At 41.7% G+C, this 15,130-nt stretch carries 15 protein-coding genes; 13 read left to right on the top strand and 2 right to left on the bottom strand.

What is annotated here, in order from left to right; genetic code table 11:
* Position 1: 1 nt before the first annotated feature.
* Genes I588_RS09340 through I588_RS09325 form a run of 4 tightly spaced genes read left to right on the top strand, consistent with a single transcriptional unit; the run spans position 2 to position 3,916 of the window.
* Complete coding sequence (locus I588_RS09340) at positions 2 to 733, top strand: GntR family transcriptional regulator (protein ID WP_010755280.1); 732 nt, start codon at positions 2 to 4, stop codon at positions 731 to 733.
* A 49-nt stretch (positions 734 to 782) separates the two neighbouring features.
* Positions 783 to 1,958 carry an SIS domain-containing protein gene (locus I588_RS09335; RefSeq protein ID WP_010755281.1) on the top strand — a complete coding sequence of 392 codons (1,176 nt, stop codon included), beginning with the start codon at positions 783 to 785 and terminating at the stop codon, positions 1,956 to 1,958.
* A gap of 14 nt (positions 1,959 to 1,972) precedes the next feature.
* Entirely contained in the window at positions 1,973 to 2,965 is a 993-nt protein-coding gene (gene lacD / locus I588_RS09330; protein WP_010755282.1) for a tagatose-bisphosphate aldolase, read from the top strand.
* A gap of 12 nt (positions 2,966 to 2,977) precedes the next feature.
* Positions 2,978 to 3,916: a hexose kinase gene (locus tag I588_RS09325; RefSeq protein ID WP_010755283.1), complete on the top strand. Its 939-nt coding sequence runs from the start codon at positions 2,978 to 2,980 to the stop codon at positions 3,914 to 3,916.
* An 18-nt stretch (positions 3,917 to 3,934) separates the two neighbouring features.
* On the opposite strand, the gene I588_RS09320 is transcribed toward I588_RS09325, so the two are convergent.
* Entirely contained in the window at positions 3,935 to 4,645 is a 711-nt protein-coding gene (locus I588_RS09320) for a GntR family transcriptional regulator (protein WP_010755284.1), read from the bottom strand.
* Between the two features lie 170 nt (positions 4,646 to 4,815).
* On the opposite strand from I588_RS09320, the gene I588_RS09315 reads away from it, so the two are divergent.
* From I588_RS09315 to I588_RS09285, 7 genes are all read left to right on the top strand, one after another.
* Positions 4,816 to 6,600, top strand: coding sequence for a glycoside hydrolase family 35 protein (locus I588_RS09315; protein ID WP_034692309.1), 1,785 nt, complete (start codon positions 4,816 to 4,818; stop codon positions 6,598 to 6,600).
* Positions 6,597 to 7,076: a PTS sugar transporter subunit IIB gene (locus I588_RS09310; RefSeq protein WP_010755286.1), complete on the top strand. Its 480-nt coding sequence runs from the start codon at positions 6,597 to 6,599 to the stop codon at positions 7,074 to 7,076. The genes I588_RS09315 and I588_RS09310 overlap by 4 nt, the downstream gene beginning before the upstream one ends.
* Before the next feature lie 12 nt (positions 7,077 to 7,088).
* Positions 7,089 to 7,979 carry a PTS mannose/fructose/sorbose/N-acetylgalactosamine transporter subunit IIC gene (locus I588_RS09305; protein ID WP_010755287.1) on the top strand — a complete coding sequence of 297 codons (891 nt, stop codon included), beginning with the start codon at positions 7,089 to 7,091 and terminating at the stop codon, positions 7,977 to 7,979.
* Complete coding sequence (locus I588_RS09300) at positions 7,966 to 8,775, top strand: PTS system mannose/fructose/sorbose family transporter subunit IID (RefSeq protein WP_010755288.1); 810 nt, start codon at positions 7,966 to 7,968, stop codon at positions 8,773 to 8,775. Before I588_RS09305 ends, I588_RS09300 begins: the two co-directional genes overlap by 14 nt.
* A 22-nt stretch (positions 8,776 to 8,797) precedes the next feature.
* Entirely contained in the window at positions 8,798 to 9,202 is a 405-nt protein-coding gene (locus I588_RS09295) for a PTS sugar transporter subunit IIA (RefSeq protein WP_010755289.1), read from the top strand.
* Between the two features lie 178 nt (positions 9,203 to 9,380).
* On the top strand, positions 9,381 to 9,854 hold the full coding sequence (tnpA, locus tag I588_RS09290) for an IS200/IS605 family transposase (RefSeq protein ID WP_010755290.1): 474 nt from the start codon (positions 9,381 to 9,383) through the stop codon (positions 9,852 to 9,854).
* A 433-nt stretch (positions 9,855 to 10,287) separates the two neighbouring features.
* On the top strand, positions 10,288 to 10,647 hold the full coding sequence (locus I588_RS09285) for an ArsC/Spx/MgsR family protein (RefSeq protein WP_010755291.1): 360 nt from the start codon (positions 10,288 to 10,290) through the stop codon (positions 10,645 to 10,647).
* 100 nt (positions 10,648 to 10,747) lie between these two features.
* On the opposite strand, the gene I588_RS09280 is transcribed toward I588_RS09285, so the two are convergent.
* Positions 10,748 to 12,526, bottom strand: coding sequence for a PrpR N-terminal domain-containing protein (locus I588_RS09280; protein WP_010755292.1), 1,779 nt, complete (start codon positions 12,524 to 12,526; stop codon positions 10,748 to 10,750).
* Between the two features lie 171 nt (positions 12,527 to 12,697).
* Between I588_RS09280 and I588_RS09275 the strand changes: the two genes are divergently transcribed.
* A complete protein-coding gene (locus I588_RS09275; RefSeq protein ID WP_010755293.1) occupies positions 12,698 to 13,957 on the top strand; it encodes a four-carbon acid sugar kinase family protein in 1,260 nt (419 codons plus the stop codon).
* Positions 13,951 to 15,108: an iron-containing alcohol dehydrogenase gene (locus tag I588_RS09270; protein ID WP_010755294.1), complete on the top strand. Its 1,158-nt coding sequence runs from the start codon at positions 13,951 to 13,953 to the stop codon at positions 15,106 to 15,108. The genes I588_RS09275 and I588_RS09270 overlap by 7 nt, the downstream gene beginning before the upstream one ends.
* Positions 15,109 to 15,130: the final 22 nt, after the last annotated feature.

The following is a 15,130-nucleotide window of genomic DNA, read 5'->3' as shown; positions in this document are numbered from 1 at the left end:
AATGGAAAATTCCTTTAAAAACAAAGCTTTGTACTATCAATTGGTGGACCTGCTGAAGGAACGGATCGAAAGCAGCATGGTTCCCCATGACAAACTGCCGTCTGAAAGGGAATTGACGGCACAATACGGAGTTAGTCGGACGACGGTTCGTTTGGCTCTGCAGGAATTAGAAGCAACCGGCTATATTTATCGGCGGCATGGAAAGGGAACCTTTGTCTCGGACTTAACGAAGAATGCAGCAGATTTGGCAGGAGCGTACAGCTTTACTGAACAAATGCGCAGCTTAGGACGTAATCCTGAGACACGCATTTTATCCTTTGAAAAGATCGAAGCGGACAAGTACATTGCCCAGCACATGAATTTGCCGTTGGGAGAAGCAGTTTTCAAGCTTAGCCGTCTGCGCTTAGCGGATCGTGAGCCATTGATGGTGGAGGATTCATACTTGCCAGTAAAACTATTTTTATCCTTGGACGAAACCATGCTGCGACGTAAGCCGCTTTATGATTTGTTCTCAGAAGATTTCAATCAAACGGTTCGTCTAGCGGATGAAGAGCTGTATGCCAGCATCGCACAAAAGGATGATGCCAAGCTGCTAGGGATTCATGAAGGATCACCGGTTCTGCATTTAGCTCGATCGACCTACAATATGAAAAATGAAATTATTGAATTTACGCTGAGTGTGGCACGGGCGGATCAATTTCATTACCACATTCGCCACATTCGAACCAATTAAGCTGTCTGTTGATAGTAAACTAACTTATTTAATACGAGGAGAGTTAAGCATGTATTCATTGTCTACTGAAGAATTAGAAAAAATGGGGGCGGAAATTACCACGCGGGAAATTCGTCAACAACCCGATTTATGGGAAGAAACCTTAACGCTGTACCAAAAAGAGCAAGCCAACCTACAAGCCTTTTTAGCTGAAGTAAAGCAACAAGCCAAAGGAGCAAAAACGCGCGTAATTTTTACAGGTGCTGGAACTTCACAATATGTAGGGGATACGTTGGTTCCTTACTTAAGGGCTCATGGGAATCATCAGGATTTTATTTTTGAAAGCATCGGAACTACCGACATCGTAGCGGCACCGCAGGAATATTTGCTGCAAGATGTGCCAACCTTACTGGTTTCCTTTGGCCGCAGCGGCAACAGTCCAGAAAGTATTGCAGCGATTGAAGTAGCGAATAAAGCAGTTGATACGTTGCATCATTTAACGATTACTTGTGCTGAATCAGGTCGTTTGGCTGAAATCAGCCGCAACGACGAACGCAGCTTGTTATTCCTAATGCCAGAACGTTCTAATGACGACGGCTTTGCTATGACTGGCAGCTTTACTTGCATGACCTTGGGGGCTTTACTGACCTTTGATGAAACCGAGCTTGTTGAAAAGCAAGGCTACATTGAAGTAATGGCTAAATTAGGCCGGGAAGTGATTAGTCGCGAAGCAGAAATTCAAGCCATCGTTGACCGTGATTTTAATCGAATTGTTTATGTGGGCTCAGGCAGCTTGTCTGGTTTAACCCGGGAAGCACAGTTGAAAATTTTGGAATTAACTGCTGGTAAGGTAGCGACTGTTTTTGATTCCTCCATGGGCTTCCGTCATGGACCAAAATCATTTATTAACGAACAAACCTTGATGTTCGGTTTTGTGAACAATCAGCCATACACGCGGGATTATGACCTGGATGTGCTGGAGGAAGTTAAGGAAGACGGCATCGCTGTGGGAACATTTGCGATTACTCAACCAGGCGACCGGAACTTTACTGGTGATACTTTTGAATTTGCAGCGGATTCAACCTTGCTGCCAGATGGGTATTTAGCTTTAGCTTATGTAATGGTTGCCCAAACTGTGGCTTTGCTGACTTCAATTAAAGTAGCCAATAAACCAGATACTCCTTCTCCTACTGGCACAGTTAATCGGGTAGTTAAAGGCGTTACGATTCATGAATTCAACAACTAGGAGGACGGTAGAAGATGCTGAAATTAACAAAAGAAAAAAAGGCTGCGATGGACCGTTTATCAACCAAAGACGGAATTATTAGTGCCTTAGCCATTGATCAACGAGGCGCGTTAAGAAAAATGATTAAAGCATTGGAGGTAGAACCAACAGATCAGCATATTGAGGAATTTAAAGAGCTGGTATCTAGTGAGCTAACTCCCTATGCCTCAGCTATCTTGTTGGATCCTGAATATGGATTGCCGGCAGCTAAGGCGCGTCACAAAGAAGCAGGCTTGCTGCTAGCGTATGAAAAAACCGGTTATGATGCTACCACCCCAGGACGTTTGCCTGATTTATTGGCTGACTGGTCCGTCCTGCGGCTTAAAGAGCAGGGCGCTGATGCGATCAAATTCTTACTTTACTATGATGTGGATGAAGCTGCAGCCATTAATCATCAAAAGCACGTATTTATTGAACGTCTTGGCAGTGAATGTGCAGCAGAAAACTTACCTTTCTACCTGGAATTAGTGTCTTACGATGCCCAAAATAGTGATGCCAATTCATTGGAATATGCCAAAGTAAAACCTCATAAAGTTAATGCTATGATGGAAGAATTTTCGAAGCCGCAATACAAGGTCGATGTTCTTAAAGTAGAAGTACCAGTGAATATGAACTTTGTTGAAGGCTTTGCCTCAGGAGAAACAGCGTATACCAAAGAAGAAGCTGCTGCTTATTTCGCAGAGCAAAGTCAGGCAACGGAGCTGCCATTTATCTTCTTAAGTGCAGGTGTTTCAACGGAGCTGTTCCAACAGACCTTAGTATTTGCTAAAGAGGCTGGTTCTACCTTTAATGGTGTGTTATGTGGTCGAGCAACCTGGAAAAATGGGGTGAAACCATTTATTGAATCCGGCGAAGCAGCTGGTCGCCAATGGCTGCAAACCACTGGTCGTGAAAACATCGAAAGCTTGAATCGGATTGTTAGTCAAACCGCCAGCTCATGGCATGATAAAGCAGAAGTTCTTGATTAGGGGGGAGAGCATATGATCTTAACCGTAACCATGAACCCTTCCATTGATATTTCTTATCCGCTAGATCGGTTTGTCCTAGATAAGGTGAATCGGGTGAAGCAGGTAACCAAGACACCTGGAGGAAAAGGCCTGAATGTTACCCGCGTAATTCACGATTTAGGTGGTGAGGTCACGGCAACAGGAGTATTAGGCGGATTTCATGGCAAGTTTTTGGCGCAACAGTTAGATCAAGAGGCGATTACTCATGATTTTACCTCAATCGAAGGTGAAACTCGTGATTCGATTGCCATCTTGCATGAAGGCAATCAAACGGAAATCTTAGAAGCTGGGCCGACTGTCAGCCAAGCGGAGCAGCAAACCTTTTTGGAAAAATACCAACAGCTTATAAAGGAAGCTCAGCTAGTCACTATTTCCGGCAGTTTAGCGAAAGGACTGCCTAGTAATTTCTATCAAACATTGGTAAAACTGGCAGCTGAACAGCAAGTAAGAGTTTTAGTAGATACCTCTGGTGAAAGTCTGAAGCAGGTTCTAGCTGGTGAGGTTAAACCCTATTTGATTAAACCGAATTTAGATGAATTAAGCGATCTGTTAGAAAAAAAGCTGGCGATTGATCGTTTGGCAGAAATTACGACAGCTTTGCAGCAGCCGATCTTTCAAGGGATTGAGTGGATCGTAGTTTCTTTAGGCAAAGCTGGCGCATTGATTAAATACCAAAATGAATGTTACCAAGTAGAGATTCCCAGGATTCAGGTGGTGAATCCGGTGGGCTCTGGAGATGCAACGATTGCTGGTTTGGCGTATGGTCTTTCTCAGGATCACGATCCTAAGTTGATTATGAAAGAATGCATGGCAGCTGGAATGGCTAATGCCCTGCAGGTGAAAACGGGACACGTGGATCCAGCCGATTTCCATCAGCTAGTGAAAAAAATCAACGTAAAAAAGCTTGATTAAGCAGTCAGCTTAATCAAACTAGTTAGAGTTAGAAACCAATTCAATTTTGTAGAAATTCCATTTTTTGAAGGTTTCAACGTATTCAAGAATTTGCTCAGTATCTTTTCGTTTAGTTATCCTGACTTGCAAGACCACAGGTTCTTCCTTAATGATCTGCAGCTTTTCACAGGCCTTAGCTGGTGCAGGGAACTTAATTTCATTGGTTTCGACGAAGGATTCATCGTTCATGTGAATATTGTAATCCAGCTTAAAGCGTTGGTAAATCGAATTATAGTAGCTTAAATCAGGATAGTTAGGATTCACATATTGCTCTGGTAAATAGGTTTGGTGATAAATATAAGGAACGTCTCCAGTGGTGCGAACCCGTTCAATACAGTAGTAAAAGGCTGTTTCTGTCAGCCCCAGCCGATTAAGGTATTCTGGATCATTGCCTCGGGTAATACTAAGAACCTTTACCTGATCATGATTGATCGGAAACAACTCAATGTCGGAAAACTCCACCAGCTTGCCTTTGCGAGCTCGGGAAACAAAGGAGCCGCGGCCTTGGTGGCGAACAATAAAACCATCTTTTACTAGTTCGTTTAACGCCCGAATGACTGTGATGGAGCTGACATTAAACATTTTGACTAATTCAGCTTCGGTGTAAAATTTATCGCCATTCTCGAATCGACCGGCTATGATTTGTTGTTTCAGCTCATCTTTAATGATCTGGTATTTTGGGATTGTCATTTGCTTTGCCTCCAATTATGAATAAATCCTAAAAATTTGCTTAGTATTTTTTCGTATACCCTTTCAACCATGATTTTACCACAAGTTTGAGTAAATAAAACTGTTGACTTTTTATTTGATAGAATTTAGTATATTAATATACTGAAAACGTTTCCTAGGAGGAGCTATTGTTGAATACTTTTGAAATAAAAGAGGATTTTTTACTAAATGGTCAGCCCTTTAAGATTATGTCAGGCGCCATTCATTATTTTCGGGTTCATCCAAGTGATTGGTATCATTCCTTGTATAACTTAAAGGCATTAGGCTTTAATACTGTCGAAACCTATGTCCCTTGGAATCTGCATGAGCCGAAAAAAGGAGCGTATCACTTTGAAGGCCTGCTGGATTTAGAGAAATTTCTAAAGACCGCAGAGGAATTAGGCTTATATGCAATCGTTCGACCCTCGCCATACATTTGTGCGGAATGGGAGTTTGGCGGATTTCCAGCGTGGCTGTTAAATGAACGAATTAGAATTCGTTCGTCTGATCCAGCTTACTTGCAGCATGTGGCTGATTATTATGATGTCTTGATGGAAAAAATTGTTCCCCATCAGATAACTCAGGGTGGCAACATCCTGATGATTCAGATTGAAAATGAATACGGTTCCTTTGGTGAAGACAAAAAATATTTGAGGGCCGTTCGTGATTTGATGAAAGAAAGAGGCATTGATGTTCCCTTCTTTACTTCAGATGGGCCTTGGCGGGCAACCTTGCGAGCCGGCAGCATGATCGATGAAGATATCTTAGTCACAGGGAATTTTGGCTCGAAGGCGAAAGAAAACTTTGCTGATATGGAAAATTTTTTCGCTGAGCACGACAAGAAATGGCCGCTGATGTGCATGGAATTTTGGGATGGCTGGTTTAACCGCTGGAAGGAACCGATTGTGCAAAGAGATGCCGAAGAATTAGCCGAAGCAATCAAGGAAGCCTTAGCCATCGGCAGCATCAACTTGTATATGTTCCACGGCGGCACGAACTTCGGCTTTATGAATGGCTGTTCAGCAAGAGGGACGATTGATTTGCCGCAAATTACTTCTTACGATTATGGCGCACCGCTAGATGAACAAGGGAATCCAACAGAGAAGTATTACGCAATTCAGCGAATGATTCACGAGACCTATCCTGAACTGCAGCAGCTGGAACCGCTAATTAAGAAAGCGACAGAAGCCAAAGCGATCCCGTTAACTGGCAAAGTCAGCTTATTCGCAACCTTGCACACAGTAAGTCAGCCGATCTGCTCCCAATATACACAGGGAATGGAGGAGCTGGGACAAAATACTGGTTATCTGCTATACCGAACAACGATTCAAAAGGACGCTGAAAAAGAAAGAATTCGTATTATTGATGGTCGTGATCGAGCGCAGCTGTATTTAAACGAAACGTGGCAAGCAACGCAATATCAAACGGAAATTGGTGAAGACATTTTTGTAGAGCTGGAGCAGCCGGAAAATCAGTTGGATATTTTGATGGAAAATATGGGTCGTGTAAATTATGGACATAAATTGTTTGCAGATACGCAGCGTAAAGGTATTCGCAATGGTGTGATGGCAGATTTGCATTTTATTACCCAGTGGCAGCAGTACTGCCTGCCGTTAGACAATCCTGCACAAATTGATTTTTCCAAAGACTGGCAGCCGCAGCAGCCAAGCTTTTATCGTTACAATGTAGAGCTGTCAGATAGAGAAGATTGTTTTATTGATCTGTCAGGATTTGGTAAAGGCGTTGTGTTTGTCAATCAGGTAAACATTGGTCGTTTTTGGGAAGTTGGACCGACATTGTCCTTGTATATTCCTAAGGGCTATTTAAAAGCAGGAAGCAATGAAATTATTGTCTTTGAAACTGAAGGCAAGTATCAGTCAGAAATTCAATTAACCGCAAAACCAATTTATAAAGAAATGAAAGAGGGAGAAAAATGAGTATTATCGGAGTAAGAATTGATGGACGCTTGATTCACGGACAGGTAGCAAATTTATGGACAACGAAATTGAATATTAGCCGCATTATGGTAGTAGACGATGAGGTTGCCACAAATGATATTGAAAAGAGCGGCTTAAAGCTAGCTACTCCTGCTGGGGTAAAGCTGAGTGTATTGCCAATCGAAAAAGCTGCCAACAATATTTTAGCTGGTAAATATGATTCGCAACGCTTATTGATTATTGCCCGCAAGCCGGATCGCTTATTGAAGCTAGTGGAGCTTGGTGTGCCAATTACCGAAATTAATGTAGGAAACATGTCGCAAACTGATGAAACTCGTTCGATTACGAAGTCGATCAATGTAGTGGATCAGGATGTGGAAGTATTCAATCAGTTAGATGCTAAAGGTGTTCGTTTAGTGGCACAAATGGTTCCAAGTGATAAAGCAGAAGACTTCATGAGTTTGTTGAAGAAATAAGGGGGAAGTAAAATGGATATCTTATGGTGGCAGATCTTATTATTATCATTATATGCAGGGTATCAAATTTTAGATGAGCTGCAAATTTACTCATCACTAAGTGCACCAGTTTTCGCCGGCTTATTTGCTGGTTTGGTTATGGGAGATATTAAGGCTGGTTTGATTATCGGTGGTAGTATGCAACTGACAGTATTAGGTGTTGGAACCTTCGGAGGAGCCTCCAAAATTGATGCCAACTCAGGTACGGTTTTAGCAACAGCCTTCTCAGTTGCTTTAGGCATGAATCCAGAGCAGGCGATTGCCGCGATTGCGGTACCAGTAGCCAGCTTGATGATCCAACTGGATATTTTGGCCCGGTTTGCAAACACGTACTTTGCTCATCGAATTGATAAGCTAGTTGAAGATATGAATTACAAAGGCATCGAACGCAATTTCTTAATGGGTGCACTTCCTTGGTCATTATCACGGATGATTCCAGTGTTCTTGGCTCTGGCCTTTGGCGGAGGCTTAGTTGAACGTGTAGTAGCCGTTTTGAATGGCGATTTGAAATGGTTGGGAGACGGCTTGTCCGTAGCCGGTGCTGTATTGCCAGCCGTCGGGTTTGCGATTCTGCTTCGCTACTTGCCAGTGAAGAAACACTTCCCTTACTTGATTCTAGGCTTCACATTGACTGCTTTGTTAGGAACAGTATTTACTAATATGCAATTATTAGGTGGCGGAGTTGCTAGTGTAGTGAAGGACTTTGAAGGAGTATTCAACTCATTGCCAATGTTAGCAATCGCATTAATCGGATTTGCCTTAGCTGCCATCAGCTACAAGAATGGGCAAATGATACCAAGCGGTCCGGTTTCTCATAGCAGCAACGATTCAGACGAGGGGGAAATTGAAGATGACGAAATCTAATTACAAATTGACCAAAGAAGATTTTAAGCAGATCAATCGTAGAAGCTTGTTCACTTTCCAGCTAGGCTGGAACTATGAACGGATGCAAGGCTCCGGTTATTTGTACACGATTCTGCCGCAATTACGTAAAATTTATGGCGATGATACACCAGAATTAAAGGAAGTTATGCGGACCCATACCCAATTCTTTAATACCTCCAACTTTTTCAATACCATTATCACTGGGATTGACTTGGCGATTGAAGAAAAAGAAGGCATCAGTGCCAAAGAAACCGTTTCAGGGTTAAAAGCTGGTTTAATGGGACCTTTCGCTGCGATTGGGGATTCTATTTTCGCCGCGTTGATTCCAACAATCTTTGGGGCCTTGGCAGCAAACATGGCAATCAACGGCAATCCAACCGGTATTTTTATTTGGATTATTGCCCAAATTGCAGTAATGATTTTCCGCTGGAAGCAGCTGGAATTTGCTTATAAGGAAGGGATTTCTTTAGTTACGACTATGCAGCATCGTTTAACAGCACTGACAGATGCAGCAACTTTATTAGGGGTATTCATGGTAGGTGCCTTAGTTGCAACGATGGTTAACGTGAAATTCTCATGGGCACCAAGCATTGGTGATGTAACGCTGAATATGCAAAATAACCTTGATATGATCTTGCCGCGTCTATTGCCAGCAGGTATCGTTGGGGCAGTTTATTGGATGCTAGGTAAGAAAAATATGACCTCTACTAAAGCGATCTTCATCGTATTAGTCGTCTGTGTTGCTCTATCTGCTTTTGGCGTAATTTCTAAATAATTCAGACGGGAGAGAACAACAAGTGGGAAAACAATTAGTGTTAGTCAGCCATGGGTTATTTTGCCAAGAGCTGAAAAAAAGTACAGAAATGATCATGGGGCCTCAAGCGAACATTCATACGGTCGCCTTGCTGGAATCAGAGGCACCAGAGGATTTCCGCGAAAAATTTGAAGCGGCCATTGAAGGGTTGGAGGATTTTGTAGTATTAGCCGACTTAATGGGGGGCACCCCCTGCAATGTCGTTTCCCGCCTAATTATGGAAGGAAGAGAGATTGAGCTATATGCAGGCATGAATATGCCGATGGTCATTGATTTTATAAATAGTGAATTAGTCGGCACCGAAATGTCTCTAGTACAGGCCGGAGCCAGCAATATTGCCTATGTTAATGAAGTGATTGCTTCAGACGATGAGGACGATGACGAATAAAACAGTAAAACCGTTTCTTTTACAGAAACGGTTTTTATTCTTGGTTGTATGCTTTGAAAACCACCTGCTATGCAGGTGGTTCCGGAGAGCTTCCAGCGTGGTAGTGAAAAAACCTCCTAGAATGTTAAACTGATGCTGGTTTCCCGACCGCATCGCAAACAAATTAGGAGGTACCCTTATGAAAAAGGACAAAGAAAGTTTATCACATACCAGTTGGAGATGTAAGTACCACGTTGTATTTGCCCCAAAGTATAGAAGGCAGATTATCTATGGAAAATACAAACAAAGCATCGGCGAGATTATTCGAGAATTATGCGAACGAAAAGGAGTAGAAATTCTCGAAGCAAATGCCTGTAAAGACCACATTCACCTACTTGTTAGCGTCCCGCCCAAAATAAGTATTTCTCAATTCATGGGTTACTTGAAAGGAAAAAGTAGTTTGATGATATTCGATCGTCATTCCAATCTAAAATATCGTTATGGGAATCGAAAATTTTGGTGTCGTGGCTATTACGTGGATACAGTCGGACGAAACAAGGAGAAGATAGCAGAATATATTCGTAATCAATTACAAGATGATTATGCAGCAGATCAGTTAACATTATTTGAAGAATATGATCCGTTTACAGGAGAAAAAAACAAAAAGAAATAATCCGAGATTCTTTTAGAATCAGTGGGTAATAGTGGTGCGGGAGGAAGCCCCTTCAGAAGGCCTTTTAGGCCAAGGCCGGTAAAAGAGGCTTTCAGCCGAAGAGCAAACCACCCGTTACCACGGGTGGTTTTGATTTTAAAGAAGGAAGGAGTTACTTATAATAAAAAGAAAAGCTAAAAGTATTTGTCTAGATCTAGAAAGCTCAGTTTGATTATGGCATTTTTGTCGTCTGATGCTGAATATTTCTGAAAAAGAGGCGATTTGCTCACTATTGCTCATTGTTTCACAGGTTTTGCTTCTCCAATTAATTATCCTAGTGTATACTTTGAAATATAATACATTTTAAGAGAATTAATGATCATTCTAATATGGTAAATGGTGCATGAATAAAAAATGTACTAATAATTAAATAGATGAAGTGGAGGAGTGAAAAATGATTCAAGTACTGTCTGATCCAGGGTGCCCCAACTGTCAGAAAACGAAGAAATTGCTGCAAATGAATAACGTAAATTTTGAATCCTACAATCTGCAAACTGAGGCGATGCAAAGAGAGACGTTATCCACTATTTTAAAGCTGGTGGATGATATTGATGAGATCCTTACGGTAGGTTCACCAATTTATAATGAGCTGGCATTGGATTATGGCCATCTGTCCCCAGAAGAATTATTGAAAGTATTAAGAACCTATCCCAATTTGATTGATCGCCCGATTTTATTTGATGAGAACAATTTGTGTGTTGGCTATAACCCTGAAAAATTAGCTGCTTTCGGGGTAAAGGCTGACGTTTTCTAATCTAACTTTTCTTTAACTAACCGTCTAAAACAGGCGGTTTTTTTATGGGATTTATCTTTTAGAAGGGCTTGTGGTAGAAAGCCACAGGCCCTTCTCATGCTTATTCTTCTTTTAAATAGCGCCACAGAGTGGTTCGGCTGATGCCTAGTTGTTCAGCCGTTTTTGTTTGGTTGCCGTTGTTTTGTTCCAGCACGTTTAAGACAATCTGCTTAATGTAATCAAACAGAGTAGGCTGTTCAGCAGTAAGCTGCAAGGTTAAAGGTGTTTGATTACTGGTGGAAAAGGATTGAATCAGCCGCTCTTTTTTCAACAATTCGCTAACTTGGTGTTCCGTGATGTAGTGAGTTGCAGCATGAATCACTAACTCCTTGATGGCTGCTTGCAGCTGATTCAAGTTTCCAGGCCAGTCAAAGGCTAGGAATTCCTTGATGGCTTTGGGATCAAAGCCCATAATTTCTTTATTGCACTCAATATTCATTTTATTCAGCAGCAAGGTCGTAATCACACTAAGTTCGTTTTTACGCTCGCGGACAGCAGGCGCATAAATACTGGCACAATTTAATTCTGTTATCAGTTGTTCGTAAGTACTTGCTTCGTGAGCCCGATTGGTATCGTAAGTAAAAATTACATGGTTACGCTGAAGCAGACGAGTGTTTTGAATAATTGTGATCAGATGATCAATATCCTGTTTGGAAAGCTGTTCAACATGCTCGATTAAAATAGTGTTGTTCACATCGACAAATGGCCCGTTGGACGGATTAACCAGAAATTTCCACATTTTGTCATTGATTAGCTTGGAGTCGATGGAGATCAAAAAATTATTATGAGTCTTTTTATTTAAGTAAGCTTGATAGGCCATACTAGATTTGGCTGTGCCAGATTCACCAAAAATGATCATACCTTGATAATGATCAGCCAGCTTTTGCAGCTCTTGCTTGGTTGATTCCTGAATAAATTTAGTAAAGAGTAGTTTGGTGGTTAAGGTTTCCTCTACTTCGCTTCTTTTTTGATAAAGAATTCCTAAGCGATTCCCCACAATTGGTGGAGTAGAAGTATTGATGGCACAGCTGTAATAAAACTGTTCGTCAATCAACAACGGTTTCAGTTCAATACTATAGGATTTTCCCCGAATCGTTGTATAGTACTGATTTTCCTCCGCTAATGATTTTTTAGCTTGCAGAAAGAGCAAGAAGGCCTTTTCCAATGCAGGATTAAGGGTTGAAAAGTGAACGTGGAATTCCTGATCAATAATCAAGCAGTCGGACCGTTGGCTTTTCAGGCTTTCAGCTAACATCTGATACTCCTGCTGAGCCTTTTTTAAATAGGTTGCGATCGTTAGAGCTTCGGTAAAGGCGTGCTTAATACTATCAAAACCTGAAGTAATCAAGATGGTGTTTAATGATTTTGTTAGGGCCAGCCGATTAGTAATGGCATCGCAAAGAATCATTTCATACTGTTCCTCCACTAAATTATCCAAAATTTTATTGGTATCCGTTGTGTTAGTCAGGGTAATGATTTTAATTTTATACCCTAAAATATCACAAAGCAGATGAGCTTTTTCAGTAATACTGGCATACCCCACAATCGCAAAATTGGCTGTATAATTTTCTGCCAGTCGAATGGCACCTAAAATATCGTAAATGGAAATGGAGACATCAATGACTGGAATCGATACAGCTTTACGAATCAAATCAGCGGTTCCACCTCGGGAAATAATGGCATCGTATCCATCGCTAAACAGTTCAACAGCCAGCTTTTGACCTTCCTCTAAATCAGCTGTGTAAATATCTGCCTGCAGCTCTTCAAATTGTTCACTGACCACATTCATAGAATGATTCAATTCTTCATAAGGAGCAATTCCTAAAAATTTCGTTTTCATCTTTTAAACCTCCTGGGTGTTTCATATAGTAACAATAATAAAGGCAATTAGCTGATAATGATATATAAATTTCTATATTGTTTCATAATTAAACGACTTTTCGCTTTTTTTGATATCAAAAGTGGGGTTGAGAGCATAAAATGAAACCATGAAATCCAAGGTGGTGAACGAATGTTAAAATTATTAGTCATTGCAGATGACTTTACTGGAGCTCTTGATACAGGTGTTCAATTTTCCAACCAGGGAGTCCATACCTTGGTTTCAACGGAAATAGATTTGAACAAGATTGAGTTGGAGGAAAGTGTCGCTGTACTGGTACTAAATACTGAGAGCCGCTATTTACCTTTTGAAGAAGCCTACCAGCAGATGAGTGAAATAATTGTAAGCGCTCAACGGAAAGGGATTCCTTATATATATAAGAAAGTAGATTCTGCGTTGCGGGGAAATATCAGTGCCGAGGTCAAAGCCATTCTGGATACCAGCCAAGCAGAAAGCATTCCATTTTTACCAGCCTATCCTGAAATGAATCGCGTACTAATTGACGGTAATTTGTATATCGATCAGGTTTTGGTTTCTCAAAGTGTGTTTGCTGATGATCCCTATGAGCCAGTAACAGAAAGCAACCTGATTCATCGATTAAAGCAAGAGGCTGGCATCGAAGCTCTGCTGGTCAAAGCCAATGAACTTCCCCATAATAGACAAGGTGTTTTGGTATTTGATGCGCAAACAGAGAATGATTTAAAGCGGCAAATGCAATTGTTAAAAGAAAGCGAACTATTGGCAATCACCATCGGCTGTGCTGGATTTGCCAAGATTTTAGCTCAGCAGTTATTTCCGGCCGTGTCTGTCAGCCGCTACTCGTTAAAAAATCCGTTAGTGGTGATCTGCGGCAGCGTTAATCCTATTACTAAAAAGCAAATTGAACACGCTGACAAAAAGGCTTATCCTAGAATTTCCTTAACTCCCCAACAGCTGCTGGAGCCGAATTACTGGTCTGGTTCAGAAGGGAAACAGGAACTTCAAAACTATCTGGAGCTGATGGAGGCCCATCCTTTGCTGGTTTTTGAAACCTTAAGCGAAGAGACTTCCGCAGGGATTAAGACTTACAGCCGGGAAAAAGCGCTGCCTGTTTCTGAATATCGCTTTCGAATCGGCAAGTCGTTGGGCGAGTTGACTCAGGCCTTGTGGTCCAGCCACAGCGAAAATACCTTTCTTTTCACTGGCGGGGATACCCTTTTCCAGTCCATGAAGGTATTGGGCATTCAGACGATCCGACCACTGACAGAGCTCAGTGCCGGAACCGTTTTATCAACGATTGAATGGAACCAAAAGCAGCGCCAGGTGATTACTAAGTCAGGTGGATTTGGCAACGAAGAGTTGTTTGAAGAAATTAGTCGTTTAAATGAAAACATAGGAGGAAGAACATGTTAGTAGATTATCAATTAAAAATGCCCAAAAATATCAACGCCGGAGAGCACGCCCTGGAGCAATTGGCCGGCATCATTGCCAATGGAGTTCAGAAAATTGTCATCTTTACTGATAAAGGAATTTTAGGAGCCGGCTTAGTGGATATCCCTAAGGCAATCATTGAAGAAGCTGGAATTGACTATACCATTATTTCCGACATCCCAGCTGAACCAAACTATCATGAAGCGCAGGCTATGATCGATGAATTTAAAAAACAGAAAGCTGATTTTATTATAGCCATCGGCGGAGGAAGTGTCATGGATGTTGCCAAGCTGTCCTCGATTTTGGCGACAGATGAGTATACTGTGAAGGATTTGCTGGACGAGCCATTGCTGGCGAAGAAGCAAATTACCAGCTTGATGATTCCAACAACTGCCGGAACTGGTGCTGAGGCGACTCCTAATAGTATTGTTGGTGTTCCAGAGAAGGATTTGAAAATCGGGATTGTTAATCCAGAGATGATCGCTGATTATGTGATTCTTGACAGCCGCATGATAAAGAATCTGCCGAAGCCGATTGCTGCGGCAACTGGAGTAGATGCCTTGTGTCATGCGATTGAATGCTTCACTTCAGCCAAAGCCAACCCCATCAGCAATACTTTTGCTTTGGAGGCCTTGGATTTGATCATGAACAATTTGGTTGAAGCCTGTACCAACCCAGAAGCTTTGAAAGCGAAAAGTGATATGCTGTTAGGCTCCTTTTATGCTGGCGTGGCGATTACGTCCTCTGGTACGACAGCGGTTCATGCCTTGTCTTACCCATTGGGCGGGAAATATCACATTGCTCATGGGGTATCCAATGCTATGCTTTTGACTCCAGTGATGAAATTTAATGAACCAGCTATTAAGGATCTGCTGGCTATTGCCTATGACCGAGTAGTGAAGAACGGCAACAAGGATTTGTCTGTTGATGAGAAATCGGGTTATATGATCAATCAGCTGGAAGAAATGGTGAAGGTGTTGGAGATACCAACCAGCCTGAAAACCTTCAATGTACCAGAAGAAGATCTTGACGGCTTAGTGGCTGCTGGGATGGAGGTTACTCGCTTATTGGTTAACAACAAACGGGAAGTAACTCCTGAGGATGCACGAAAGATTTATTTGGAAATCATGTAGCAATAAACATTGTTGAATAAAT

Source organism: Enterococcus pallens ATCC BAA-351 (assembly GCF_000407485.1).
Classification (GTDB): domain Bacteria; phylum Bacillota; class Bacilli; order Lactobacillales; family Enterococcaceae; genus Enterococcus_A; species Enterococcus_A pallens.
The sequence above is the reverse complement of the archived record's forward strand: the minus strand, read 5'-3'. Positions and strand labels throughout refer to the sequence as shown.